Origin of the sequence: Bacillus sp. NTK074B (genome assembly GCF_017303375.1) — a bacterium.
Lineage (GTDB): Bacteria > Bacillota > Bacilli > Bacillales > Bacillaceae_B > Rossellomorea.
Genome location: NZ_JAFKOH010000008.1, coordinates 175075 through 201539, shown reverse-complemented (window position 1 = coordinate 201539; position 26465 = coordinate 175075). Strand labels below are relative to the sequence as shown.

The window sequence follows — 26465 nt, the reverse complement described above, 5'->3', positions numbered from 1 at the left end:
CTATTCATCCGGGAATATCCACAATCAGACCGACGTGTCGAATTTTCTTTATAATCATGAAAAATTAAAAAGGGCCTGACTCACGTTACCGGAAGTCAGGCCCGAAACTATTCCATTCATTCTAGCATTCAGAAGCAAGAGAACCGTTCCCACGCTTCTTTATCCAGCCACTTCACCAAACTGACTATTATAAAGATCAGCATAGAATCCGTTCTCTCGAAGAAGTTCTGCGTGAGTTCCCTGTTCAATGACAGACCCTTGGTCCATGACCAGAATCAGGTCGGCATCCTTAATCGTCGAGAGCCTGTGGGCGATGACGAAGCTCGTTCTGTTGTCCATCAACCGGTTCATGGCTTGCTGGATCAGAAGCTCTGTCCGGGTATCGACACTGGACGTCGCTTCATCAAGAATCATGATCGGAGGATCGGCCAGTATCGCCCCGGCGATGGTAATAAGCTGCTTCTGTCCTTGAGAGATATTCGATGCTTCCTCATTCAGGACCGTATCATAGCCTTCCGGAAGCGTACGAATGAAGTGATCGGCATGGGCCATCTCGGACGCACGCATGATCTCCTCTTCCGTTGTCCCCGTCTTACCATAGGAGATATTCTCCTTGATCGTCCCCTTAAAGAGCCACGTATCCTGCAGCACCATCCCGAAGCTTTTCCTCAGATCACTTCGAGGGACGGACCTTGTGTCGACGCCGTCAATTTTAATTTTACCGTCATTCAATTCGTAAAACCGCATCAACAGATTGATCAGAGTGGTTTTACCCGCTCCGGTCGGCCCCACGATGGCAACCGTCTGGCCGGGCTTCACATGAATGTTCATGTCGTTGATCAACAGATTTTCGCTATATCCGAAGTTCACCTGATTGAACACAACCTCGCCTTTCGGACGGGAAAGATGAGCGACCGTTTCTTCTTTCACTTCTTCTTCCTCATCCAACAGCTCAAATACCCGTTCAGCCGCTGCCACCGTTGATTGGATGATATTCGCGATATTCGCCGTCTGGGTGATCGGCTGGGTGAACTGGCGCGTGTAGGTGATGAACGCCTGAATATCACCGATGGAAATCGCCCGGTTCGTCACCAGGATTCCTCCGACCACACTGATCAGTACATAGCTGATGTTTCCGATGAACGTCATGATCGGCATGATGATACCGGAGATGAACTGGGCTTTGCTTCCCGCTTCATACAATTCATCATTCACCGAATCGAACTCGACACCAGCCTTCTTCTCATGGCCGAACGCTTTCACGACTTGATGTCCCGTGAACATTTCTTCAATGTGTCCGTTCAGTTGACCAAGGGTCCGCTGCTGATCGCTGAAATGTTTTTGCGACCGTTTCAAAATCGGACGGATGGCGAACACGGAAACCGGTAAGCTCACCACGGAAATGAGGGTCAACAAGGGACTGATGGACAGCATCATGATGATGATTCCGACGATGGTCACCACCGACGTGATGAACTGGGTAAGACTTTGCTGAAGCGTACTGCTGATCGTATCAATATCATTCGTCATCCGGCTCAGGGTTTCCCCGTTCGGACGTCCGTCGTAATACTTCAGGGGAAGCTTTTCAATCTTTCGATTCACATCTTCCCTTAAATCATACGCCGTCAGCTGGGCAACGCTTGACATGATGTATTGCTGGATAAAATTGAAGATGCTGCTGAACAGATAGAGTCCGGCAAGAAACAGCAGGATCTCCCCGATTTTGCCAAAGTCAATTCCTGCACCGGGCACTCCCTTGAACTTCGCATAGGCACCTTCGAATAATTCCGTAATGGCATTCCCCATAATCTTTGGACCGATAATAGCAAAGACCGTGCTTAAGATGGCGGCAAAAAGAACGGCGAACAACTGCCCGCGGCGCGGCTTTAAATAACCAAGCAGACGCCTGAGGGTTGCCTTGAAATTCTTGGGCTTCTGCCCCATCATCATCATGTTTCCGCCGCCGGGTCCAAATCCTCCGTGACCTCCGCCTCTTTGAGGTTTTCGTTCCTTACTCATGCCGATTCCTCCTCTGAAAGCTGTGATGCGACGATTTCCTGATACACCTCATTGGTAGCAAGCAGTTCCTGGTGGGTACCGATCCCGGCTACTCTTCCTTTCTCGAGGACGATGATCCGGTCGGCATCGACGACTGTGCTGACCCGTTGAGCGACGATGAGCACCGTGGCGTCTCCGGTTTCTTTTTTCAAAGTGGCACGGAGCACTGCATCCGTTTTATAATCCAGGGCAGAGAAGCTGTCGTCAAATAAATAGATATCCGGCTTCCGGACCAGTGCTCTTGCAATCGACAACCGCTGTTTCTGACCTCCGGAGAGATTGGATCCGCCCTGCTCGACTTCCGCCTCGAATCCACCCTCCATCCTGCTGACGAAGTCTTCTGCCTGGGCGATCCGTGCGGCCTCCGCCACTTCTTCATCCGTCGCATCTTCTTTCCCAAAGCGGATATTCTCCGCGATCGTTCCTGTAAAAAGCGTCGCTTTCTGGGGGACAAGTCCAAGCTTGGATCTGATTTCCTCCTGAGAAGCTTCCCGGATATCCACGCCGTTGACGCGGATGGTTCCACTCGCGACTTCATAAAAGCGTGGAATCAGGTTGATAAGGGTTGTTTTCCCAGATCCGGTCCCCCCAATGATGGCCGTCGTTTCACCGGGATTCGCGGTAAAACTGATATCCGACAGGGCAGGCTCTTCGGCACCAGGATAATGGAACGAAACCGAATCGAATTCAAGGGTCCCTTCGTGAACATCCGCTCGATCTGTTCCATTATCTTCAAAAGAAGGCTTCATTTCGAGTACTTTGTTGATCCGCTTCGCCGATACATCGGCACGTGGCACCATGACAAACATCATTGACGCCATCACGAGGGCAAACATGATTTGCATGACGTATTGAATGAAGGCCATCAAATCCCCGATCTGCATTCCGCCGTTATCGATCCGGATGCCCCCGAACCAGATGACGGCGACGACGGTCATATTCATGACGAGCATCATCACCGGCATCATAAAGGCCATGATTTTATTCACCTTGATCGACACATCGGTCAGTTCCTTGTTCGTTTGCTTCAGGCGCTCCTTCTCTTCCGGTTCCCGGTTGAACGCACGGATAACGCGAATCCCCGTCAAATTTTCACGAAGCACAAGGTTCAATTTGTCCAACTTTTTCTGGACGGTTTTAAATAACGGGATCCCTTTATATAAAATCAGGAGGATCGAGCCCACCAATACAGGCATCGTCAAGATAATGACCAGGGATAGCTTTGCGTCCATCAACACCGCCATGATGATCCCACCGATCAACATAATCGGAGCACTGATGATCATCCGGAGCATCATGATTACAACCTGCTGTACCTGGGTGATGTCGTTCGTCGTTCTCGTGATCAGGGAAGCCGTCCCCACTTCATCGAATTCCTGGAGCGAGAATTTTTCAATATGATAAAAAAGTTTCCGGCGGACATCGCGCCCCAATCCGATGGCGGCTTTCGAAGAGTAGTAACTCGCCACAATGGAGGCCACTGCACCGAGGGCGGAAACGCCAAGCATGAATCCGCCAATCTTCCATATATACGGGATGTCCCCGACGACGACACCTTTGTCAATAATGTCAGACATAAGCGTAGGCAAATAAAGGGTCGACATGGATTGAAGGAAGATCAGCCCAAAGATCCCGACGACCATCCATTTATACGCCGATAAATGTTTCAATAACTTGATCATGTGGCATCCTCCTTTTTCTCTTTTTCATCAAAGAAGTCGGCAATCCGCTCATGGGCCTGCAAGAGTTCGGCAAACTCCTTTTCTGACAGCATCTCCACGGCCCCGGCCGTCAGCTGATGGACGCTCCCTTCCTTTTTGTGAATGCCTTTTAACATCGTTTCCCCCTCACAACTGAGAGAGAGAAGCATTTCCCTTCGATTATCCTCCACCTGCTGCCGATGGAGGTACCCTGCCTGGACAAGGCCATCGACGGCTTGACTCAGTGTACTTTTCGGCAGGAACGTTTTCTCTCCAACGACTTTTTGAGTCAACGCTTTCTCAGGGGCAATCGTCACTAAAATCGTATATTGTGGGACCGATAATCCATTATCTGCAGCCGTTTTCTGAACGAACCTCATCATCGTCTTATTCACCCGTGAAAAGGAACGCAATAACTGCAGCGCTGAAGTGATCCTCTGATTATCCATTGGTATGCCCTCATTCCTTATTATTCATATAGTTAATTGTTCGCAATGGAACTGTTATAGTTTATTCCTTTTCTAAGAGATAGTCAAAAGGATAGGCTCGATATACGTTTAAAAGAATGTAAGGTCCGTCCCTCTCAAATCTTCTTCATACCTCAGCACAAATAAACGTCCCCTGCATGGCTAAGGGACGTTTTCTATACCGTTTTTCTCTAATGTGTATATTTCAAACGTTCGATTCTTCATTCTTCCTTCCCTTGATAAGGTGGATGGCCCGAGAATCATACGTTTTCAGTGCCATCGTCCGGGATTCGGAAAGATCATGAGAATGATGATGGTCTTTCTTTTCAAGGGTCATCCCCCATGGGTCCACGATCACTCCGCCGTTTTCCCTTGTTCCTTCTTCTCGAATTTCTCATTGTACATGGCCTGATCAATGGATGAAAAAAGTTCGTCCAGCTTTTCCTCTTTTGTGGAAACAAAACCGATTCCGGAACTCATGGAAACATCCAGGCGACGCTCGGCCCATGCTTGATTTTGCTGTTGGATTTTATTCTGTATCATGTGACGGACCTCTTTCACCTGATTTTTCTCATGAGGGATATACAAAAGGAATTCATCGCCACCGAAGCGAAAGACCCGATGGTGAACGGCTGTGATTTCTTTCAGACATTGGGCAGTTTCACAGAGGATCTTGTCGCCTATCTCATGCCCCCAAGTGTCATTGATGCCCTTAAATTGGTCCAGATCCACAAATACGACAGTACCCGGCTCTCCAATAGAAGGGAACCCTGCCTTGAAATATTCCCACGAAGCGCGATTCTCCACCCCGGTCAACCCGTCCGTTAAATAAATTTGTTCCAGGTCGCTTGCTTTCTTGAAATAGTGAACGGATGAATAGATAGCATAAAGAAGAAGAACAGGGATAATGGCAGAGGCGACACCATACGCTTGAGACAGTAACACCATACATATGGTGACCAAATAGGTGCTCAGATAGCCCCAATTCAAATCCTGCCTGATCAACATAATCTGTTTTCCCATATGTTGATGCTTCCTATATGAAACAATAAAGGCTGAAATAAAACGATTGACGAGGAAATGGACGGCAAGAGACGGGATGATCCAAAAGAGGGCGTCTGGAAAAGAGTCCCCGAACGGCGGATGCCATTGCACGGTGGTGGCCCTTGCAGCTAAGATCCCAAGGGACAGGTGACCGAAAGTAAGCCAGATATCCCTCCATCTCTCCCCTTTCTTCCATAATGATATGACCATTCCAACAAACGTGATCAAGATGGAATAGTGATAGGGAAAAAGCAGCGCAACATACAAGATCAATCCAATGGAAGGTCTCCAATATGTTCCACTCGGCAGCTTCACGGCTTTCGGAAACATAACTAATAAAAAAAGTGTGATGACAAGGCTCTCCTCCAACAACCGAGTCTCCCATCCCCCTCTTGCCAAAACAATAAGCCCGTAGAGGAAACTACCGATTCCACATAAGGCAATGAGGATGAGAATATAACGCTTCCATCTATGGTTATAATCATTTCTCATTTTTTTCATCCTATCTTCATAAATTCTTTGACTAGGAAAATACTACTATACACTCTCTTAAATTGTATAATACTTTTTTCCTTTTAACCAATAGATTAGAAGGGTGTGTGTGCTAAGGGATGAATCCTGCCTTTGTGACACTCTACCATGAATAAATAAGAACGCATCCAGACAAGCTCAATAGAAAGCTCGGAAACCGTTTTCTTCCACAATTTTTACAATCATATTGATCCATCAAAAAAGAACCCTCTTTCCACAAGAAGGCCCTGCTTCCTATTTTCATCTCAATTTCACTGGTGAATGTAAACGGTCAGCATCCCGGTAGGACCGATAAGAAACAAATCGCTTACCCTCTTTAGATCCGTCCAGATAGAGTATGCGGCCACTCCTTGTTTCCAAATAGAAATCATACTGGTTCAAATTCAATCTGAAAAAAGAAAATGAGTTTCCCAGGAGATCCATCTTCGTGGCTTGAGATTCAGGGTGCAGCTGAATAAAAAACGCCAACTCCTGAACAGACGATGAGGGGATCTCTGCCACCGAATAGTACGTTTCTTTCACATTGTCCTTCAACTTACTCATAGCTGCCCTGGCCTTGTCTTTTAACGTTCTTCCGGCTAATTCCATATGTCCACTCCTCTAACGTTCCTATTAAGAAGAATCCCCTAACTGTCTGAGAATCATCCGTTAAGCAGAATCAATTCATAAGAACCTTGAATGAATAAAATTAGATCTCCGAATAAACCGATGCAAAAAAAGACGACAAGCACTCTTATCACTTAAAATCGCGAAAGGTTCATTCCTGTGATCCCCTTTCATCCATACCCCTGGACCCACCATCACCATTCCAATCACGCTCACATCCATTTCGGCAAGGTAGACCTCCCCATCCCGGAGTAACTGGATGAGAAAGGTTGCCCCAAACCCGGTCAAGATCAATGCTCCTGTAAAGATGAGCCCTTTTTTTAAATAGCCAACTCCTGTCTTCACAAGTGGAGACTTTGAAAGAGAGAAACCGTCAGAACGGGTGTCAACATGGAGCCTGCTGACGTGAGAATCATTACTTTCCGATTGCTCTGGCACTTGTCCGGTTTCAAAAACTCCTGGATCGCAACAAGCCAAATCAGGGTGGTCAGTAAGGAAAGCATTCCTGTAGACATCCTATCGACTCCTTTTTCTTCTATATACGGAATGTGTTTGAACAAAATTTCAGTTAAAAATATTCAGTGATATATAAAAAAAGTAATCCTAATCCGTCCAAGACCAAGATGCTGTTCAAAAACATTGAAACCTTGTTTCTTTTTCGAATGGCTACAATTAATTCGAATAAGCTCATATACACCCAAAACCCAATCATCGCCATCCAGCCTTTATAGTCATTAAAGGGGGCTTCATCGAACATATACTTTGTTGAAATAATGAGAAGGATGACAAGGGGGACCGTTCGAAGGAATGTTCTTTTCTTAAATGGTGTTTTGTTATTCATTCGATTCTCCTTTCCCCTGCTGCTTTATCAAGAGGTCCGTCCCTCAGTTTGATTATCCAAGGACTCTCACAAAATCATGCATTCCGATTGGTGATGCTTTCCCTTGGATATTTACCCATGATGTTCAAAATCAGAGCATACACTAAGCATGTTTTGACCTCTTTATCTTTTTTAATATCTATCAGAATGGACCTTTCCTTGATTACCCACTGATCTTCCCGATCAATTTCACAACCTCTTCATCTTCCCCTGCCTGAACCGAAACATTCTCAACACTGTCCACAATCTTCTGCGTAAACGACTCCATAGACTCCTCGATCTGCTCACCACTCGGCCAGTGCGACGGAACATCATACACATTAATCGTCCCATCCCCATTGCCGCTGTAGGTGACGGTTCCGTCAGCCATGCCTTTACCGCTTAACATGATGACGTCTTCCGGATACGCGACGCTTTCGTCATCATAAGGGTTCACCTTTTCCCCAGCCGGAATCTGCTGGACGTTCAGTTCTCCTACATCCTGATTCCCGATCACCTGCAGCCATACTCTGGCATATTCGATTTTTTCTGAAGAGTAAGAGGAAAGCGGGTCTTCCTTATCATCCAATTGATCTTCTGCCGTGGCTTCTTGTAAATCGACTGAATCCACTTCTTCCTCCGCTTCTCCTGATGGTTCCTCCCCGTTATCACTACTTTCACTTTCCTGTTCAGGCTGTGCCTGTTCCACCACTTCCTGTTTGTCACCGCTGCACGCCATCAGCAGGTAACCCAAGGCAAGGATCATAATGAATACGATTCGTTTCTTCATTTCCGCCCCTCCAACACTCTTTGTATAAAGGCTGCTTTCCCTTCCGAATACGCTTCCCGATCGTGGGAGAATTGGTTCGCCAAATGCATCTTGAGCTCGGCATATTCTTCTTTTAAAGAAGGATCCCCGTTCAACCGGTCCCTGAATAACCGCTGCTCGTCCCACCGGGGTTCCCCTTCCGGCATAAGATGGAGATGGGCCACACGCCTATCATCCTCCACTTTGATGAAAAATCTCCTCCACGCTCGGTTATCCAGCTCAACCGGGACAAAATGCCATTCATCCTCCGCAAGTACCCCTGCGATTTCGTCAACGTCCTCAAAGGACGGAATCTTCGCCATGACGTCAATGATGGGTTTTGCAGGAAGGTCATGGATCGCCGTACTTCCGATATGCTCCACTTCATGTACACCAAAGGGGCGTAAAGAGTCCATGAGTCTCCTCACTTCTTCTTTTCCCGCATTATTCCATTCCGGATGTGGAGCTGCAATCTCAACGGATTCCACCGCCCACTTCGGCCAATCTCTACTTTCCATCAACCGTCACCACCTTCTCCAATTCAATTTCATCCCTGATCGGAATCCCATCATTGCCGACCAATGGGATCTCCGGCTTGATCTGCCTCGCTTTCTCTACGGCATTCCGGTGGATCGCCGCCATCACGAAGCCCCTCTTTTGGTAAAATTTCAGAGCCGCCAGATTGTCATTGGTCGTGATCAACGTGATTCGCCTCCATCCATTTCCGGCAGCCATTTTCTCTACTTCTTTTATCAGGGTCGTGCCGATTCCCTTTTCCTCTTCCAAACTATCAAGGGAGATAATCTCGCATCCCCCTCCCTTGACCACATATGTAATCAACCCTACAATCAACCCGTTATCAAGAAGGACGGCAAATCCGTCCAAAGTAGCACAGTCATAGATTCCGCTTGAAACCACCATCTCAGGGCTTCCCCAATGCTCATGGAAAAAGGCAATCAACTTCTCTTTCCGTATCTCTTTCAGTGACACGACGTTCATCCATGTTCTCCCCTTTTTCAGGTACTCTACTGGAAGATACCACAGATCAAATTGTAAAAAAAGGAAAAATAAAGAAATAGCTATGATAAAATAGAAAAAGTCGATAACACCTACAAAAGGAGAAACAAGCATGCAACTGACCGTTAGAAGAAGAACCCATGAAGATATCAATGAATTCCTCACCTGGACGTATGACGGAATCTACTCGTTTTACGATAATAATAGTCAAATAGAAAAAATGGATGGATTGAAAGAGAGCGTCCACTTGGAACGAGCCTTTTCCGTCGTGGACGACATATGAAGGTCCGTCCCTCCAGCTTAGGTAGTCCTTTTCCCCATCCTATGATGAAAAGTCGTTCGATTGTCTGTTTTTAGTTGATTTCTGCTCTTAAAAGGGATTCGAGGTAAGGATTTTGGATGGATAGATCCCATAGAAAATCCCTCCGATTTGATAATCAACCCAATTTGTACGTTATTCCCCCCTGATTCTCCATTATTCATCCTGTTTGGAATCTATTCCCCCCTCTTTTCGATTTATTCATCCGCTTTTAGAATAATTAATCCTCCTTGTCGAATATTCTTTACATGTGAAGTGCCTGTCCGAGTACTCTGTATGAGGGACGGACCTCCTGCATCCCCTTTTGGATAAAATGATTTCTTCATTTGGAGGTCCGTCCCTCACAATGGGCTTATGTATCAGGCACACTCCCTTTCCCCGTGACATATGTTGATGAAGAGTGTTCACGTTTTTGGTGCATTTACCTAGTTTTGAAATGCTTTTGTGTAGAGAGCCATTGGGTATTTTGTTTAGGAGGTAATGGAGAGAATGAATAACTTTCATAATGAACTTCAAAGTCTGAATATAGGTGATTTCCAGGCAACGCAGCCGGTTTCATGGGATCAGAATATGTATGACCCGAATGATGAGCGGCTATTCCTTGGGTTTGGAGGGTGTTTCGGATTTGGGTTTTCGTGCTTCTTCAGCTGCTTCGGATGCGGTGGCTGTGGTGGTTGTTTCCGCTGTGGAGGATGCGGCAGATGCGGTGGCGGTGGCCGGTGTGGCGGATGCGGCAGATGCGGACGCTGCGGTCGTTAGTCAGCCTTTGAAAATGTAAAAAGATCCCTGCATGAGTCCGTGCAGGGGTCTTTCTTTATACATAAGGGACAAATTGGCTGTCATACGATGATAATGATAGTCACATTTGTGGATGTAAGGAGGAGCACTATGACGAAATTGGACCCTTCTATGATGGTAAAGATGAAAAGGGACACGTTTTACCTCCCTGAACCAAACAGCGGTGTTTACTTCAGGAATAACCAATGCTCTTTCCGGATGCAGGGAAGCGGGATCGATCAATGGGTGGAGAAGCTGCTGCCGATGTTCAACGGGGAATATTCGCTTGAGTATTTAACAAACGGACTGCCTGAGCCTTATCAAAATAGAATCATGGAAATCGCGAAGGTACTGATTGAGAACGGGTTTGCACGGGACGTTAGCCGGGATCCTCCACATGAACTTCCCTCTCATGTTGTGCAAAAGTTTGCCTCACAAATCGAATTTGTTGATAGTCTGGAGGGCTCGGGTGCTTCACGATTTGAAACGTACCGCGGGGCCAATGTCCTGGCAGTCGGATCCGGCACTTTCCTGACTTCACTCGTTTCCTCCCTGATAGAATCGGGGATGGAGAAGCTTCAGGTGCTTATAACCGGCGAAGGACCGACGAATAGACGCCGGCTGACGGAGCTTGTGAAGCATGCACGTCAAACGGATCCAGACGTCGATCTTCTCGAAGTCCCATTCAGCCCCGGCGGATGGCGGGAAACTTTGAGACCATTCGACTCGATTTTATATGTCAGTCAACAGGAGGACCAGGAGGAACTCGACCTCATCCATGCCCTTTGCAGAGCAGATAAGAAGCTGCTTATTCCGGCGCTATGCCACCAGGTGAAAGGGATCGCGGGACCCATCATCCACCCTGACACTGAGGCCGGGTGGGAATCCGCATGGAGACGGCTCCACTCCACGGCCTTAGGAAACGGGCACCATGCATCTGTTGAATCGGGGGTCCCTGGAGCGATGCTTGCCAACATGATCGTCTTTGAACTGTTCAAGGAGCTCACAGGGGTATCACCCTCCACTCAGAGGAATCGAATCTATCTCCTCGATACCGAAACCCTTGAAGGAAGCTGGCATTCCTTCCTCCCTCATCCCCTTGAAACGGGACGGACGGAAGCGGAAGCGATTCACAGTCCTGAAACGCGGCTGGAACAGAACTCTGAAAGAGCCGATCCTGAAAAAGTGCTCTATCTCTTTACACGGCTCACGTCAAAAGAAACGGGAATTTTTCATATATGGGAAGAAGGGGACACAAAGCAGCTCCCCCTCGCTCAATGCCGCGTTCAGCCGGTGGATATCATGTCCCGGGGACCTGCAGAGCTCCTCGATGAAGTGATCTGCAGCGGCTTGACCCATGAAGAAGCGAGACGGGAAGCAGGATTCATGGGCATTGAGATGTACGCATCAGAACTCGGAAGATTCCTCATCCCTCTTGATGAGGGGGAATATATGGCCACCGCAGCAGGAGTGACGTTTGCAGAATGCGTCGGCCGCGGAGTTCAGAAGTGCTTGACGGCTCGATTGAGAAAAAGAGAATCTGATCAAATCAGTACGATCTGTCGTCTTGAGTTGGATCAAGTCGAGGATAAGAAATGCGAATTTTATCTGAGGGCATTGACCACTCTCGGAGGAAAGCCACCGGAAATCGGATTGGGGGAAAAGGTTGCCGGTTTTCCCGTCCTATATGTCCGTGGGGAAAATGGCTGGCATGGCCATACGGGATTAAACGTCACACTGGCCCTGAGAAATGCTCTTCAGCATGCACTCTTTCAGCTTCAAAATGATGTCCGTGATGCACAGCCTGTTGCCGTTACACTTGCAGAAGGCAATGGGGAGAGAATCAGCATTCTATCAAACGATGAGTCTGTGAGAGAAGCACTCGAAACCCTGAAACAGAATCATATGCAGATGGTCATGTACGAACTGAATATCGAACCCCTATTGAAACAGGAGCTTGCAGGGGTGTTCGGCATACTGCTGCGAGAGGAGGGAACGTCATGAGCTCTTTCGTCGTAATCGTTGGGGAAGGGATTCTGGCAGACTCGGTTGGCTCCGTCTTATCAGCCCGCTACCCCGTTTTCCGGCAAAACAGTGTGGAAGCGACATTCCCGGCCAATACGGAGTTGGCCCTCGTACTGGATGACGCATGGAATCCCGCTGTTCATGAACGGACCGAAGAAGTGATGAGGCAGCTTTCGGTCCCCTGGCTGAGAGGATTCGTGTCGTTTGGAGAAGGAATCATCGGACCACTGGTTCGGCCGGACGCACCGGGCTGCTCCCAATGTGCCGATCTCAGGCGTCTCCTTGGTGGAAAGGAACGTCATGAGATGCGGCAGGTTCAGGAAAAGCTTTTAGAAGAAGGCGGAATTTCCAGAGATCCATGGGCATCCCAGACCGCTTTCCTTCACATGACTCATATCTTGTCAGCAGAAGCGGCACGGATTCTTGAAGGAAAAAAGCCATCCTCCGAGGGACGGGTATGTTTCACCGACTTGAAAACATTGAACAGTTCCTGGCATTCCTTCATTCCCGACTCCCTCTGCCACGTGTGCAGCGGGATCCCTAACGATGCGCCGGAACACGCACGTATCACGCTTCACCCCAGTCCGAAGATCCGCTCCGACAGTTTCAGGTGCACTCCCCTGGATGAGTTAAAAAAGGGCCTCGTAAACGACTACCTGGATAACCGGACCGGACTTTTTAACAGCAAGATGTATGACCTCGTCACCCCCTTTGCCGATGCGAGCGTGAATATGCCTATGCTCTCTGGCGATGAAGGGACGGCCGGTCGGACACAGGTATACGGGGATAGCGAACTGACGGCCATTCTTGAAGGATTGGAACGTCACTGCGGACTGCAGCCCCGTGGCAAGAGGACCGTCGTTCATGACAGCTACCGGAATGTGAAGGAACATGCCCTGAATCCACTCAAGGTCGGGGTCCACACGGATGAACAGTACGATTTGCCGGGTTTCCCATTTGAAAAATTCGATCCTGACCGGGCCATCGACTGGGTGTGGGGCTATTCCCTCATTGATGAGCGGCCGATTCTCGTCCCTGAGCTTCTTTCCTATTACAGTCTGGGCTGCCGTTCATCCGGTTTTGTGTACGAAACGTCCAATGGCTGTGCCCTCGGCGGAAGCCGGGAGGAAGCGATCTTCTATGGCATCATGGAGGTCGTCGAACGGGATTCCTTCCTGATGACCTGGTATGCCGAGCTCAACCTCCCCCGTCTTGACCCCCATACCGCAGGGGATGAAGAGCTTCAACTCATGATCGATCGGATGAGGGCCGTTGCCGGGTACGATCTTTACTTGTATAACTCCACCATGGAGCACGGCATACCCAGCATTTTTGCCATGGCGAAAAACAGGAAGGATTCGGGATTGAATCTGATCCTAGCGGCCGGCGCCCATCTCGATCCCGTCAGAGCCGCGAAAAGCGCGATTCAGGAACTTGCCGGGATGATGCTGAATCTCGATGAAAAGCTGGAGAAGAACAAAGCCGACTATGAAAAAATGCTAGATGATGATTCCCTTGTCCGGCAGATGGATGATCACGGCATGCTGTACGGTCTGCCCCAGGCCGAGGAGCGATTTGGTTTTTTACAGGATGACGAGAGGCCATTGCAGAGTTTCCAGGATGCCTTCAAGGAGACGCCTGCCCATCTCGACCTGACCGAGGACCTGAAGGAGATTCTCGATACATTCCGGAACCGGGGCCTTGAGGTGATCGTTGTTGATCAGACCGCACCGGAACTCGCAAAGAACGGCCTGCACTGCGTGAAAGTCTTGATTCCCGGCATGCTTCCCATGACGTTCGGACACCATCTCACCCGCCTGACCGGGCTGGATCGAGTCCTGAACGTACCGGCGGAAATCGGATATGCCGGCCGCCCGCTGACGTTTGAAGAGCTTAATCAAAAGCCACATCCGTTTCCTTAACGTAAGAGGAGGTGAAAAGGATGAGTCTCGAATCCTTTCTGCACAATCTGCAATTTGATATCAATCGGGCCAATCAGCCAGTTTTCGAAGTGGACTGGGAGGATGCCCCCCTCCCCTACAAGCTGTACCGGGGATTGCCGGCTGTCCCGCTTTCCATGGAAGTGCCCTTGTCGCTTTCCGGGAGACCGGGATCTGTCAGCCTGGAACGAATCGGGCACTTTCTCTGGTATGTGTATGGCATCAGCGGGGTGAGCGAGTCCCTGTATCCTGATGATACGGGGAGCGAGGAAGTCTCCCCCGTCCATTCCTGCCGGCGATTCGCCCCATCGGGAGGGGCACTGTATCCGAATGAACTGTATATCTATTTAAAGCTGAATGATCTCCCACATGGAATCTATCATTATGATGCCGCCCACCATCGCCTCGTCCTCCTTCGGGAAGGCAATGTGGACTCCTATGTGGAACGGGCACTCGGCAACCGATGTGACCTATCATCCTGTTTTGCCACGACCTTTGTTTCCACACGATTCTGGAAAAATTATTTTAAATACAACAACTTTTCCTACCGCCTTCAGGGACTCGATGCCGGCGTTCTCATCGGGCAGCTCTTGGAAACGTCCAAACGGTTCGGATTCGAGTCGGGGGTGTATGGTCAATTTCTGGACGCGGCCATCAACCGATTAGTCGGGCTTTCTGAAGAAGAGGAAAACGTCTATGCCGTTATCCCCCTTTCGGTTGGACCAACGAATTGGGCTGCGGGGAGGAGCGGGATGGGACGGGAAGTCAGGTCGGAAGAATTGAGTCGGGAGCTTCCTTCCGTCGATCATGAAGTCTTTGAAAAGTCTGAAACGCTGAGAGAGTTCCCTATGCTCCTGGCGGTGAATGAGGCTTCTCAAATCCGGTCAACCGGGGAATTTCATAAACGAGGAAAACAGTTCGCCACTGGTATAAGAGGAGGAACCGAAATCCTTCTGCCTGAGGTGGAGTCCTCTGCGTATGACTTTGTGGAAGCGTGTAAGGATCGCCATTCCCCTGAAATGGATTTTGTGATGGGAAAGGTCAGTATGCAGAGACTTTCGGCTTTATTGAAAACAGCCATTCACTCCTATTCTTATCGGAGTGATATTGACGAAGTACCTTATGACAATGGGAATAGTGTTTCGATTGCTGGCTGTTTCTATAACGTAGAAGGCGTACCGAATGGAGCATACGCCTATGACAGCAACCGCCATGCCCTGCGGAAAATTCAGACAGGGGATTTCCGCCTGGAACTGCAGACGGGTCTCACACTCGATAACGTCAACCTGCTTCAGGTACCCTTATGCCTTCATATCATCGGAAATAGAAAAGCCTACCGGGACACCCTCGGATACAGGGGATACCGGATCATGCAAATGGAAGCCGGCATGCTCGTCCAACGCCTCCTGTTGGCATCAACTGCCACAGGCTTCGGCGGCCATCCCCTCCTTGGATTCGACACCAAACGGACCGACCACATCTACCAACTAGACTCAGAAAACCAAACCACCCTCATCCAACTACCCATCGGCCCCTTTCGCCAGCGTGCCTGGCTCAAAGGAAGGTTGATGAGTTAGAGGGACGGACCTCTATTTTCCCGTTTTGATTTTGAGGGCGGAGGGATTTGGAGGTCCGTCCCTCTTTTTATGCAGGAAAGAGTCGGTAGATTGTCTATTTTAGCTGGGGAGTGTTCCTGGATGGATAGTAGATATGAGGGTTGGAGAGAGAGGTGCCACGGAATATCCGTGTGGAATTGGAATTGATCCGGTTTGAGCGTTATTTAAGCAGGATTTTCGATTATTAATCCCTTTTCGGGTTTATTTCCCCCCTCATTCCAATTAATTAATCCGCTTTTTTAATAATTGATCCTCCGTGTCGAATTTTCTTTACATCAAAAGCACGGGATCGCTCCCGTGCTTCCCTTTTTGAGAGGGACGGACCTCCAACACCACACTTTCGATGAAACGAATGCTGAATTTGGAGGTCCGTCCCTCACTTCACTTCCAGCACTTTCGTCTTGATCCAGCTCCGGCCGAATAATCCTGTATATACGAGGACCGTTCCGATCATGACGATGAAGCCGATATAGACACTCATCATTGTCGGTATCAGGAAGGCCCCGATGATAATGGTGGACCGTGCGACAAGATCAGCTCCGCTGAAGGACAGGTTTGAAAAAGCGGAATAAGATCCTCGTTTGTCGCCAGGGATCATGTTCGCCTGCTCTGCGTTGCGAATCGGAGAATAGATCAGCTCTCCCAACGTTGCAATCAGGTTGAAGGCGATCAGGACGTACCACGTATTGGCGGATGTAACCGTCACATAGCCGATGCCATACAGAACCAACCCCATCAACAAGGCATGCTTTTTATTCAATGTGTCTGTGTAGCGATTGATGATGAAAGTCAGACACACAACGAGCATCATGTTCTCGATGTTCAGGATACTGAGCATCCTGACCCCGACGATGTCAAATTCCCCTATACTCACAGCTTCAAACGTTTCCGCCAGGCGGATCCCGATATAGCTGTTCAAGGAAAACTCCGCCGCGAAGATGAACGTCGACCCTGCCACTACTTTCACAAATGCCGAATCCTTGAAGGCAATCCGGTAATTGTTCACTAGGTCGATGAATACATTCTCATGCTTTTTCTCGAGCTGATCTTTAAAGTTGTCCTGGAGCCAGATCCCATACGCAACAGGAATCGTCGTCGACGTGAAGGTAAGCATCATGAATAGCTCGGTCTGATGGTTCAAGTACAGCAGTCCCCCGAGGGCCGCCCCAATCGCCATACTCAGATTGATGAGCCAGTAATCCAAAGCATAGACGGCTTTCCGGTTCTCCGGCGTCGTCGAGTCGATGATGATGGCATGCATCGCCGGACGTCCCAGGCTGCTCGTGATGATGAATCCGATATAAGCCCCTGCGAACAGCAGGATCAGATTCTCTTCTGGAAATAAACTTGCCGTCATCACCAAGAAAAACAAGGCGTTCAGCCAAGACGTCGAGAGCAGAACCTTTTTCCGGGGAAAGCGGTCAGATATATATCCCCCGACCAGGTTAACGAAGAATCCGATCACCACAGTCCCGATCAGGAAGATCCCTGCCCAGATCTTGCTCAGTTCCTGGGCAAAGAATAGCGCCATGAACGGCATGACGGCAGATGAAACGGCACGATTGAAGAATGACGTAATCATCCGTACTTTAATATTTCGAGGTAATTCCTTCCACTTCATGTTGTTCCCCCTCCTCTATTTACTGTATAGTAAACTAGACGGAACATTATAAAAATAGACATTTTTCTAATTGATGTCCCCTTTTAGGAGGAAAAACATATGGAGAACAAATTACTCACCCTGTGGAGGTACTATCCCTCTGGCAGCATCCGAGTGGAAGAAATCTCTGAAACCCTGCAGTTAAGCCATAAACAGACTTCCCGCTATTTGAAAAAATGGGATCAGGAAGGCTGGATCACCTTCACTCCCGGTCGCGGACGTGGGAATGTCTCCACCCTCCAATGGAAGAAAGACGTGGAGGACGTGTTTGAAGAAGAAGTCGTGAGGCTGATGGATGAGGAGCCGATTGACGAAAGCAGCAAATATCTCATGTACAACTGGTCCACGGACAGCAAGATGAGGCTGATGACACATTTTCACAGTAAGCTCGGGTTCGTGAAGGAATCCAAGGACAAGCTGATTGTACCGAAGCGCTATCCCTTTTTCTCCATCCATCCGTTGGAGGCCGCAGACGTCATGAGCGCCCACCTGGTGGCAAACGTCTTCAACCGACTTGTCTCGATTACTGAAGAAGGGGAAATCCTCCCGGAACTCGCCCACAGCTGGGATGTTTCCCCTGGCAAACTGCGACTTTATCTAAAAAAGGATGTCCGCTTCCACGACGGATCGATGGTAACGGCGAAGGATGTCGCTCACTGTCTCGAGGAGCTCAGGACCTGTCACCACTATCAGGAAATATGGAAACCCGTTAAAAGGATCGAGGTGAAGGCGCCCCTCATCGTCGACATCCACTACCCTGGAGGCTGCACCTATATCCTCCCCATGCTCAGTATGATGTACGCCAGTATCTATAAAGAAGCCAAGGGACGGACCTTGGGTACAGGATGCTTCTCCCTTGAGGAGAATAACGATTCGAAGACGACTCTCGCTGCCTTTAAAGAGCATTTCCAGGAGAGGCCGCTCCTCGATGCCGTTGAATTCGTCCAGGTGCCGAAAGACTTCAAGGGAATCTATCATTCTCATATCGAGGAAAATCAAACTTCCTCATTTGAAGTCGAGAGTGACTCTGGATTCGGGATTGTGGTCATGAATGCGATACCGGGACGAGATTCCCAGATTCAACGAAAAGACGTCCGGGATTATCTGCATTGGATGATTGCGAAGAACCGCGACACCCTCCGTGACCTGGATCCCCGCCTGATACCGAACGGGAAAAGCATTCTCGTCGGGCAGGATCAAGGCATGACCATCCCTGAAGTCGACCGTCCCCTGTTCATGGAACCCATCGTGATCCGGTCCGCGGCCCATACGGCGAAAACCACCGAGTGGCTTGTAGAGATTCTTGAAAAAGAAAGGATACCCGTTGACGTGCAGTGGTTTTCATTCGCCGACACCTTGACGAGGCAGCCGGAAACCTTGAATGTTGATTTGTTCGTACACGGGGAAATCTTTGAATCGAACCAGGATTTTTCGTTTTATCATTTCCTGAAGAACGGTTATTCACCTCTTCACGGACTTTTCGAAAAAGAAAGCCTGTGGAATCAGCTTCTGGACGAGTATCGGCATACGCCATTTGAGGATTGGACGTCGTTGAATAAGAACTTGGAGAATAGGTTAATGAAGGAATCCATTATGATCCCGCTATATTATGAAAAACGCTATATCCCTTTTTCAACGGATATTATGAATATTGAAATCAAGCATTTTGGGTATGTGGACTTTTCGAAGCTGTGGGTGAGGCCGGAGATATGAGCCGGGGGGGAAGCATGGGGGCGGTTCTCATGCTTCCTTTTCGGGGAGAATCGTGATGATTTATTGATCCCCACTTTGATTAATGGTCGAATCCCTCTGGATCAGCCCCCTCCAAGAGTCTCTTCTCAACCTGCCGCCCATCTGTTATGCTATCAAAAACACAGACTATTAAAGGAGTCACTTACCTATCATGATTTCATTTTCCCTCACATTAAAACGACTGGTCAAAGCTTTATGGCAGGCCTTTAAACTGAAAAACTTCCAGGTTCTCTTTACATTGGTGCTCGTTCTGTTGTTCTCAGGCACAACCTTTTATGTGAAGCAGGAAGGGCTCTCTGTGATTGATGCTCTCTATTTTTGCGTGGTGACTTTAAGTACAATCGGGCACCCTACCTTTGAACCTCAAACGACTTTCGGTAAGATATTCACGATGATCTATATCTTTGGCGGAAACGGGGTCTTCATTGGAATGATCGGATACGTTGCCTATGCCATGATTCAAAAACCGGAAAAGTTGAAAAGGAATGCGGAAAGGGAATAGCATTCCCGGGGAGGTCTCCTATGAATTCATTAGCGAACCTAAAGAATTATGCCAAAACCGTTAAGCAGGATCTGATCGTGCTTTATCTCTCCTATAAAGACCCAAGAACCCCTCTGTATGCAAAAATGTTGGCCATGTGTGTAGTCGCCTATGCCTTCAGTCCCATCGATCTGATCCCTGATTTCATTCCGGTCATCGGGTATCTGGATGATCTGATTCTGGTTCCCCTCGGCATTATCGTCACCCTGAAAATGATCCCCCCGGACATACTCGAGGAGAAACGGGAACAGGCGAGACATATGGTGAAGAGCGACAAACCTAAGAACTGGTTTGCCGGAGCTGTTTTTATCATCATTTGGATTCTATTGGCTGTATGGCTAGGGAAATGGCTGGTTGGATAGGATGCTGCAGATAAAAAGGCAATGGCCAAAAATCCAGACATTGCCTTTCCCTATTCAAATAATCTTCCCGCTAACCGATGAAGAAAGATTCATCATCGTATACGGTTCTCCATACTCCATGGATGCATCAATAAATGCTTCCAGCAATGAATTATCTTCCGTGACCACCTTCACCAGATAACTGTACTCCCCCGTAAGCCTGTGACATTCCACAACGTGTGGATGGTCTTTGCAAAAGGCTCTGAAGGCTTTACACCGATGGGTTTTCATCAATACAAATGCTTTAACGGGTTTGTTCACCTTTTCCGGATTAACGATGGCTTTGTATCCCTCTATGACTCCCTGCTCCTCAAGCTTCCTTACCCTCTCTGTGACGGCAGGTACGGAAAGAGAGATTTCCTTCCCCAATTCAGTCATCGAGATTCTGCCGTTCCCTTGCAATACATCCAATATGTGCCGATTTATGTTATCCACGATTCTCCACCTTCAAATGTAATGTAAACTCCAATCAATTCCTTAATGATTTAAGAATAACAGTAAAAACGCCTAAGAAATAGCCTGTAAACAGGTTCTTTTTTTCAATAAGATAATAGTAAGTCAAAGAGAAAAGGGGTTTGGTTATGGGATTAGAAATGAAGCCAATATGCGAAAAATGTGGAGAACATGTGCATGAGGAGGCTTATATTTGTGTTCATGAATGTACGTTCTGTTCTTCATGTACAGATGAAATGGCCAACATTTGTCCAAATTGTCATGGAGAACTGGTCAGACGGCCGAAACAGGCTGCGTCCTGTCCATTGGGAGGGCGGTCATGAAACGTGCACTGCTCATCATAGATGTACAAAAGACGTTTGCTCATCCTCAATGGGGGAAGAGAAATAACCCGGATGCAGAGGAAAACATCAAACAATTATTAGATGAGTGTCGGGAAAAGGATGAAGAGATCATCTTTATTACACATGTTTCAAAATAGGTTACAAATTTATTTGAAAATATAGTATAATGGAAGTAGTCTGATAAATTACAGACTAAAGTTGGTTAAGGAGGCGTTCATTATGACAATCAAGAGAATGTTTATGATTCATGAGCACAAGGGGTTAACGTCTAATTAACAACAGAGTTGTTTAGCGTTTCCCCGGATACTGAAAGGGGAAAATAATGAGTACAGAAAATGTGAAAATCGTAGAAGTAAATGCAGAAAACTGGTATGACTGCTGTGAATTAGAAGTAACGGCAGAACAAGAAAACTATATTGAATCCAATGCTATATCAATAGCACAGTCAAAGTTTGAGCCTACATTAAAGCCTTATGTCATCTATGCTGATGAAAAAGCAGTCGGCTTTCCTAATGTACAATTCAGTTCAAGAAGAACTCGATGCTTATTGGGTATATAGAATAATGATTCATAAGGACTTCCAAGGGAAGGGTATCGGCAAAATGGCAACTAAGTTAATGATTTCGGAAATGGCTAAGTTACCCAATGCCAAAAGAATCGTTGTAGGCTATCATCCTGAAAATGGTGGAGCCCATCAATTATACGCTAGTTTGGGATTCATCGATCATGGCGATACGTTTGGGAAGGAAATGGCAGTGATCAAGAATATAAACGAGTAATCGTTCAATAGAAATGGTTCAAAACGGAAGCAGGGAAGTTCCCCATGCTTCCGTTTTTCGTTTAAGAGGCAGCACCAGAACCGTCGCCCATTCTCCCCTTAAATAAAGCGGGAATACCTCAACGACCGATATTCCCCCGTCTCATTCCCATAAACAGGCTGTTCGCTCTCATACACAAACCCCTTCGCTTCGTAAAAAGGAACCCCCTTTTGGTTTCCTTTTTGAACTGACACCCACTGCTTCTCCGCTTGGAATTCTTCTTTCTGCTGCCTGGTAATGGCCTCTAACAAGAGTGTCCCGATCCCTTCATTGCGCCTCGAAGGATCCAGGTATAAGACATACAGCTCTCCCTCGGTCTCACTCATCATCCCGCCCCCGCCAGCACCAAGGACTTCCTCATTTTCAATCGCGACAAAGTAACCTATGGTTTTTTTCATGGTCCCCCTCCCTTTACCCAATTATTTCAAACTCCCTCTGTCCAATCCTCACCTTTTTCCATCTAGTCATTACGACATACAAACCTCTCACTCCTGAGGAACATCTGATGCTGAAGGTACAGGCATAAAGTTTCATCTTTCTAAAATGACCCTGATTTACAAAATATTTACTTGTGAGAAGCTTATTCCATCCCCTATCATTTCAAGTAGAAGCGAACACACCTGATGCCCATTCTTCCATAAACATTCATTTCTTACTGCCTGACTACGTTGTTTTACTATTAACATTTCATTCTCTTACGAATGAATGTTGATATAAAAAAAATACATACAGGAGGCATCCCCATGCTAAAGAAACCATTGTTGTTTGTCGTTGCCCTGCTTCTCTCGTTCGCTACCTTTCTCCCGAGCGCATTCGCAACTCCGCCCGGGACACCGTCCAAATCCACGGCCCAATCACAGTTGAACGCGTTGACTGTCAAATCGGAAAGCTCCATGACCGGTTACTCCCGTGACAAGTTCCCCCACTGGATCGGCCAGGGAAATGGGTGTGACACCCGTCAGCTTGTCCTAAAGCGTGACGCCGATTATTACAGCGGCAGCTGCCCTGTAACATCCGGGTCGTGGTACAGTTATTACGACGGCGTCACGTTCACGAATCCGTCCGACCTTGATATCGACCACGTCGTTCCCCTTGCAGAAGCATGGCGCTCCGGAGCCAGCAGCTGGACGACTGATAAGCGAGAAGACTTCGCCAATGACCTGAGCGGTCCCCAGCTGATCGCCGTCAGCGCAAGCTCCAACCGCTCTAAAGGCGACCAGGATCCATCCACTTGGCAGCCACCCCGTTCCGGTGCCGCCTGCGGTTACTCCAAATGGTGGATCAGCACGAAATACAAATGGGGCTTGAGCCTGCAGTCATCAGAGAAGACGGCCCTTCAAGGCATGCTGAACAGCTGCGTGTATTGATCACAGGGAAGCATGGGGACGGTTCCCGTGCTTCCTTTTTCCATCCAATCATAGAAATGGAGGTACACATATGGACAAGATATCGACTATTTTGACAGCGACTCACGGGGTCATGACGTCTGAAGTCGGGGTGATCAGTGGAGAACTTGAACTGGTTACCACATGTAGTGAGGACGGTGCCCTTACGCTTTCAATCACCTACCTCGGGGCGGAGGAATGGTATTCACTGCCCGGTGATGAATATCGCTTACATGATGTGCGGGATCACGAAGTTGTGCATAGAATGCTCGCTTCTGTGTTGGAAAGACCTTAAAAAAACCAAGGGGACAGGTCCCCCGGCCTCTTCTTGCAATCGGGCAAGAGAACCACGGCACCTGTCCCCTTGGCATACCCTTGGCATATCACCTTACTTCCTCTCCATCACCGCAAAATAATTTTCTTCATGGTCCGCAAAGTTGAATACTCTGCCCCCTGGCATCTCGACGATTTCCCCTACTTTGACCTTTTTATTGGATAAACCGGAATATAGCTCATCAAATTGATCCGTGAAAAACATTAAAGAAGGCGTACCCAGATTGAGGCCAGGCGACATTTTTGCCACGAATTCTTTATTATGCAGAATGATGCTTGTTTCGGCTTCATTCGCTGGTGCCACTTCAATCCATCTCATTCCTTGACCGTTATCTTCCTCTGCCTTCACGGTAAATCCTACATTTTCCGTCCAAAATCGGACCGCCTCATCCTGGTTATCCACATACAACATAATTTGAACGACTTTCGTGATCATGAATTCTCCACTCCTTACAATCATGTATTATTTCAGCTTTTGTAATGCTTCACCCAGACGATCCCATGTTTCCGTGATGCCTTGCTCCATTCCCATGTCCAGGACGGTCTGAAGGGCTTCTGCTGAAGAGTATACAGAACGATTGACCAGCTTCGTTTTGCTTCCCATATCAATGAATTCCAACGTCACTTCCGTTGCCGGCATGTCTTCGTTCGTCTGGCCTTCCGCATCCGAGAAGACATCGACGTAGACGATCTTCTCCGGTTCAATGATTTCTTTATATATCCCTTTCCCCCAGGACTCCATCCCGTAGAATTGACCCTGGCCCTGGTCCACGCACTTCATGCAGTAGTGCCAGACACCGCCAGGATGGAAATCCACATGGCACACAGGCAGCTCCCAGCCTCGCGGGCCCCACCACTGTTTAAGGTGCTCAGGATCTTTGAACATCTTGAACACAAGGTCACGCTGGGCATCAAAGATCCTCTCAAGGATAAGAACCCCGTCATCTTCCACTCTCGAAAGCATTTGATTGCTGTTAGACATGTCGTTTCCTCCTCAAGTTCTATATGAGTTGAAAATACGTATGTGATGACATGATGGCTATCTGAAAAAAAAGGCACTCTTTGTACTATTCTTCAGAAAAACCTTAATTCCTTCTGTGTTTCTAACTCCGTGCCATGGGGACAGGTTCCGTGGCATCTTTCGCGGGAACCTGTCTGACCTGAAGATGGCGCAAAAAAGAAACTCTCCGTCTTCATATTCAAGAGAAAATGGACCATATTATCAATAGGAGGTGATAGGATGACCAGCAACAAGAAACCATCCCAACACAACGAAAAAAACAGTACATCAGAAAACGTAAAGAAAACCGATCGACACAATGATAATGCCAGAGAAGCTGCATCTCTTGAGCCTGAAGCGCCAAGGATCAGTACAGATCATCTTTGAGGAAGGAATGGAAGGGTCAGGTTCACGTGCTCCGCTTTCCCTCTAAACAAAGCAGCGCTCCCCCCTTGATTCCTTACAAATTATGTTATCATTTTCATAGAAGCAAATATGTTTTCCAGGATCAGCAAATGCTGATCTTTTTTTATGGAATTCAATCGTTTTTCAAGAAAAGTGAACCTTTACTCGATTTAATGGTAATAAAACAGTGAAAGGGGGATGAACGACATTGGAAGAAGATACGTTAGTTGAAATGGCCACTAAGGGGAATGAGGAGGCGTTTGAAGCGTTACTCGGCCCCCATATTCTAAATGCTCGGAAGACGGCATATTTATTGCTTCATGATTATTCTTTAGCTGAGGATGCGGTACTAGAAGCCATGTTGCAGACTTACTATTCACTGAAGCGATTCAATCCCAACAAAGGATTATTCAAAACATGGTTTAATGGCATTGTGGTGAATTGTGCCTTAAAAACATCAAGAAGAAAACGGTTCTGGTTACAGATCGGGAAGCAACCTGCCGATCATCACACACCCGAAATGAAGCATTTAATTGATGAGAATGCTAAAAGTATCTACTCATGTGTTCAACAGTTAAGCTTTAAACTTCGTGCTGTTATTATCCTTCATTACTATCAGGAATTGTCCATAGAAGAAATTGGGGACACTTTACAAATCAATCATGGTACAGTGAAATCCCGGCTATTCAATGCCAGGAAGAAACTAAAGAAACTGATGAGGGAAAATCCTGATGTAGATAACTCTATGGGAGGGAACGCAGTATGGAACAAGAATTAAAACAGACGTTGAATAAAGTCGCAGACGAATTCGATTTTTCGGATAAAGTGACCTTTAAAAGGAAGAAGAAACAATGGTATAAGAGTCCTATCTATCAGATTGCACTTGTATTTCTTCTGCTGACGGGAACCGTATTTACCCTCTCTCCAGAAGTGAGATCTATGACTGAAAAATGGACATCCCAAGTCTTTCACATCGATATCTCATCCAATGACCGTATCGAAATTCATGACGGTTATATTTACATCGATGGAGTAAAGACCATATCAGAAGAAAAGTATACCTTAGCAAAGTATGAGCCGATTTATACAGAAAATGGATATATCTTAAAACAAACCAAGCAAAAGGACTTTATCGTCCAGAAGTTCGAGGAAGAAGAGTTGGGGAAATCCTATCAACATTCAAGAGATGCAATGAAGACAGCCGGATTCACCATAATGGAACCGTCATCCTTACCTGAAGGATTAACCCTGAATCGATTTTACTGGAAAGACGACCATATGCATATCACGTTTCAGACCGAAAATCAGAAAGACCTATGGATAGAAGCCTACAAACGAAAAAACATGGAAGGTGCTGTTGTCCTCAATGATGTGAAAAACATTGAGATTGGACAGAGAGGCATCATCGGAAAAAGACCGGTAAAGTACTGGGATGATCAAAGGAATGAACCTGCCGTAAAAGCAGAATACCTCATCACCTTTCTAGATAACGGAGTGCAATACGAATTATTTGGTACAAATCTCTCAAAAGAAGAGCTGACCAACATCGCAAAATCCATGAAGTAAGCAGTGCCGGGACGGATCAAGGCCCAATCAGGAGAACCGT

The 26465-nt window shown here is 47.5% G+C and carries 30 protein-coding genes and 2 pseudogenes; 16 read left to right on the top strand and 16 right to left on the bottom strand.

Annotated elements, in window-relative coordinates; translation table 11 throughout:
- Window positions 1–159 precede the first annotated feature (159 nt).
- The 11 genes from JI667_RS15065 to JI667_RS15015 form a co-directional block, all read right to left on the bottom strand.
- On the bottom strand, window positions 160–2019 hold the full coding sequence (locus JI667_RS15065) for an ABC transporter ATP-binding protein (protein ID WP_206856596.1): 1860 nt from the start codon (window positions 2017–2019) through the stop codon (window positions 160–162).
- On the bottom strand, window positions 2016–3740 hold the full coding sequence (locus JI667_RS15060) for an ABC transporter ATP-binding protein (RefSeq protein WP_206856586.1): 1725 nt from the start codon (window positions 3738–3740) through the stop codon (window positions 2016–2018). The genes JI667_RS15065 and JI667_RS15060 overlap by 4 nt, the downstream gene beginning before the upstream one ends.
- The gene (locus tag JI667_RS15055; protein WP_211201305.1) at window positions 3737–4207 is read right to left on the bottom strand and encodes a MarR family winged helix-turn-helix transcriptional regulator; all 471 of its coding nucleotides are present in this window, start codon (window positions 4205–4207) and stop codon (window positions 3737–3739) included. Before JI667_RS15055 ends, JI667_RS15060 begins: the two co-directional genes overlap by 4 nt.
- Window positions 4208–4430: 223 nt before the next feature.
- A complete protein-coding gene (locus JI667_RS15050) occupies window positions 4431–4583 on the bottom strand; it encodes a hypothetical protein (RefSeq protein ID WP_206856584.1) in 153 nt (50 codons plus the stop codon).
- Window positions 4580–5761 (bottom strand): GGDEF domain-containing protein, encoded by a 1182-nt coding sequence (locus JI667_RS22955; RefSeq protein ID WP_206856582.1) that lies wholly within the window; start codon window positions 5759–5761, stop codon window positions 4580–4582. The genes JI667_RS15050 and JI667_RS22955 overlap by 4 nt, the downstream gene beginning before the upstream one ends.
- 279 nt (window positions 5762–6040) lie before the next feature.
- Window positions 6041–6388, bottom strand: coding sequence for a hypothetical protein (locus tag JI667_RS15040; RefSeq protein ID WP_206856580.1), 348 nt, complete (start codon window positions 6386–6388; stop codon window positions 6041–6043).
- A gap of 359 nt (window positions 6389–6747) precedes the next feature.
- Window positions 6748–6921, bottom strand: coding sequence for a hypothetical protein (locus tag JI667_RS15035; RefSeq protein ID WP_206856579.1), 174 nt, complete (start codon window positions 6919–6921; stop codon window positions 6748–6750).
- Window positions 6922–6974: 53 nt separating this feature from the next.
- Window positions 6975–7247, bottom strand: coding sequence for a hypothetical protein (locus JI667_RS15030; RefSeq protein ID WP_206856578.1), 273 nt, complete (start codon window positions 7245–7247; stop codon window positions 6975–6977).
- Between the two features lie 202 nt (window positions 7248–7449).
- Window positions 7450–8055: a hypothetical protein gene (locus JI667_RS15025; protein WP_206856575.1), complete on the bottom strand. Its 606-nt coding sequence runs from the start codon at window positions 8053–8055 to the stop codon at window positions 7450–7452.
- Window positions 8052–8591, bottom strand: coding sequence for a GrpB family protein (locus JI667_RS15020; RefSeq protein ID WP_206856573.1), 540 nt, complete (start codon window positions 8589–8591; stop codon window positions 8052–8054). The genes JI667_RS15025 and JI667_RS15020 overlap by 4 nt, the downstream gene beginning before the upstream one ends.
- Complete coding sequence (locus JI667_RS15015) at window positions 8581–9072, bottom strand: GNAT family N-acetyltransferase (protein ID WP_206856571.1); 492 nt, start codon at window positions 9070–9072, stop codon at window positions 8581–8583. The genes JI667_RS15020 and JI667_RS15015 overlap by 11 nt, the downstream gene beginning before the upstream one ends.
- Before the next feature lie 130 nt (window positions 9073–9202).
- On the opposite strand from JI667_RS15015, the gene JI667_RS15010 reads away from it, so the two are divergent.
- From JI667_RS15010 to JI667_RS14990, 5 genes are all read left to right on the top strand, one after another.
- Window positions 9203–9373 carry a hypothetical protein gene (locus JI667_RS15010; protein WP_206856570.1) on the top strand — a complete coding sequence of 57 codons (171 nt, stop codon included), beginning with the start codon at window positions 9203–9205 and terminating at the stop codon, window positions 9371–9373.
- 525 nt (window positions 9374–9898) lie between these two features.
- A complete protein-coding gene (locus JI667_RS15005) occupies window positions 9899–10168 on the top strand; it encodes a heterocycloanthracin/sonorensin family bacteriocin (protein ID WP_206856568.1) in 270 nt (89 codons plus the stop codon).
- A gap of 129 nt (window positions 10169–10297) precedes the next feature.
- Entirely contained in the window at window positions 10298–12190 is a 1893-nt protein-coding gene (locus JI667_RS15000) for a putative thiazole-containing bacteriocin maturation protein (RefSeq protein WP_206856566.1), read from the top strand.
- Window positions 12187–14133, top strand: a complete 1947-nt coding sequence (locus tag JI667_RS14995; RefSeq protein WP_206856564.1) for a TOMM precursor leader peptide-binding protein — start codon at window positions 12187–12189, stop codon at window positions 14131–14133. The genes JI667_RS15000 and JI667_RS14995 overlap by 4 nt, the downstream gene beginning before the upstream one ends.
- Window positions 14134–14153: 20 nt before the next feature.
- On the top strand, window positions 14154–15728 hold the full coding sequence (locus JI667_RS14990; protein ID WP_206856556.1) for a SagB family peptide dehydrogenase: 1575 nt from the start codon (window positions 14154–14156) through the stop codon (window positions 15726–15728).
- A gap of 415 nt (window positions 15729–16143) precedes the next feature.
- Here JI667_RS14990 and JI667_RS14985 read toward each other — a convergent pair whose 3' ends face one another.
- Window positions 16144–17388 carry an MDR family MFS transporter gene (locus tag JI667_RS14985; protein WP_206856547.1) on the bottom strand — a complete coding sequence of 415 codons (1245 nt, stop codon included), beginning with the start codon at window positions 17386–17388 and terminating at the stop codon, window positions 16144–16146.
- A gap of 99 nt (window positions 17389–17487) precedes the next feature.
- On the opposite strand from JI667_RS14985, the gene JI667_RS14980 reads away from it, so the two are divergent.
- The 3 genes from JI667_RS14980 (at window position 17488) to JI667_RS14970 (ending at window position 20082) form a co-directional block, all read left to right on the top strand.
- Window positions 17488–19140, top strand: a complete 1653-nt coding sequence (locus JI667_RS14980; protein WP_206856545.1) for an ABC transporter substrate-binding protein — start codon at window positions 17488–17490, stop codon at window positions 19138–19140.
- Between the two features lie 190 nt (window positions 19141–19330).
- On the top strand, window positions 19331–19681 hold the full coding sequence (locus tag JI667_RS14975; protein WP_206856537.1) for a potassium channel family protein: 351 nt from the start codon (window positions 19331–19333) through the stop codon (window positions 19679–19681).
- A gap of 20 nt (window positions 19682–19701) precedes the next feature.
- On the top strand, window positions 19702–20082 hold the full coding sequence (locus JI667_RS14970) for a YkvA family protein (RefSeq protein ID WP_206856536.1): 381 nt from the start codon (window positions 19702–19704) through the stop codon (window positions 20080–20082).
- A gap of 54 nt (window positions 20083–20136) precedes the next feature.
- Here the strand turns inward: JI667_RS14970 and JI667_RS14965 are convergent, their stop codons facing one another.
- A complete protein-coding gene (locus tag JI667_RS14965; RefSeq protein WP_206856535.1) occupies window positions 20137–20556 on the bottom strand; it encodes an Lrp/AsnC family transcriptional regulator in 420 nt (139 codons plus the stop codon).
- A 146-nt stretch (window positions 20557–20702) separates the two neighbouring features.
- Here JI667_RS14965 and JI667_RS14960 point away from each other — a divergent pair, with 146 nt between their 5' ends.
- The 3 genes and pseudogenes from JI667_RS14960 (at window position 20703) to JI667_RS14950 (ending at window position 21697) form a co-directional block, all read left to right on the top strand.
- Window positions 20703–20897 (top strand): DUF1272 domain-containing protein, encoded by a 195-nt coding sequence (locus tag JI667_RS14960; RefSeq protein WP_206856534.1) that lies wholly within the window; start codon window positions 20703–20705, stop codon window positions 20895–20897.
- The gene (locus JI667_RS14955) at window positions 20894–21055 is read left to right on the top strand and encodes an isochorismatase family protein (protein WP_206856532.1); all 162 of its coding nucleotides are present in this window, start codon (window positions 20894–20896) and stop codon (window positions 21053–21055) included. The genes JI667_RS14960 and JI667_RS14955 overlap by 4 nt, the downstream gene beginning before the upstream one ends.
- 185 nt (window positions 21056–21240) lie before the next feature.
- Window positions 21241–21697 (top strand): annotated as a pseudogene (locus tag JI667_RS14950) (GNAT family N-acetyltransferase).
- Window positions 21698–21795: 98 nt separating this feature from the next.
- On the opposite strand, the pseudogene JI667_RS14945 reads toward JI667_RS14950, so the two are convergent.
- Window positions 21796–22119 (bottom strand): annotated as a pseudogene (locus tag JI667_RS14945) (GNAT family N-acetyltransferase); the annotation flags it as partial.
- Window positions 22120–22479: 360 nt separating this feature from the next.
- Here JI667_RS14945 and JI667_RS14940 point away from each other — a divergent pair.
- Window positions 22480–23103 carry an HNH endonuclease family protein gene (locus tag JI667_RS14940; protein WP_206856649.1) on the top strand — a complete coding sequence of 208 codons (624 nt, stop codon included), beginning with the start codon at window positions 22480–22482 and terminating at the stop codon, window positions 23101–23103.
- A 70-nt stretch (window positions 23104–23173) separates the two neighbouring features.
- Window positions 23174–23416, top strand: a complete 243-nt coding sequence (locus JI667_RS14935) for a hypothetical protein (RefSeq protein WP_206856527.1) — start codon at window positions 23174–23176, stop codon at window positions 23414–23416.
- 93 nt (window positions 23417–23509) lie between these two features.
- Here the strand turns inward: JI667_RS14935 and JI667_RS14930 are convergent, their stop codons facing one another.
- Entirely contained in the window at window positions 23510–23890 is a 381-nt protein-coding gene (locus tag JI667_RS14930; RefSeq protein ID WP_206856524.1) for a VOC family protein, read from the bottom strand.
- A gap of 27 nt (window positions 23891–23917) precedes the next feature.
- Window positions 23918–24436 carry an SRPBCC domain-containing protein gene (locus JI667_RS14925; protein WP_206856521.1) on the bottom strand — a complete coding sequence of 173 codons (519 nt, stop codon included), beginning with the start codon at window positions 24434–24436 and terminating at the stop codon, window positions 23918–23920.
- Between the two features lie 258 nt (window positions 24437–24694).
- Between JI667_RS14925 and JI667_RS14920 the strand changes: the two genes are divergently transcribed.
- From JI667_RS14920 to JI667_RS14910, 3 genes are all read left to right on the top strand, one after another.
- Window positions 24695–24841: a hypothetical protein gene (locus tag JI667_RS14920; protein WP_206856505.1), complete on the top strand. Its 147-nt coding sequence runs from the start codon at window positions 24695–24697 to the stop codon at window positions 24839–24841.
- A gap of 226 nt (window positions 24842–25067) precedes the next feature.
- The gene (locus JI667_RS14915; protein ID WP_206856503.1) at window positions 25068–25637 is read left to right on the top strand and encodes an RNA polymerase sigma factor; all 570 of its coding nucleotides are present in this window, start codon (window positions 25068–25070) and stop codon (window positions 25635–25637) included.
- Complete coding sequence (locus tag JI667_RS14910; RefSeq protein ID WP_206856500.1) at window positions 25622–26425, top strand: DUF4367 domain-containing protein; 804 nt, start codon at window positions 25622–25624, stop codon at window positions 26423–26425. The genes JI667_RS14915 and JI667_RS14910 overlap by 16 nt, the downstream gene beginning before the upstream one ends.
- The last annotated feature ends 40 nt before the right edge of the window (window positions 26426–26465 follow it).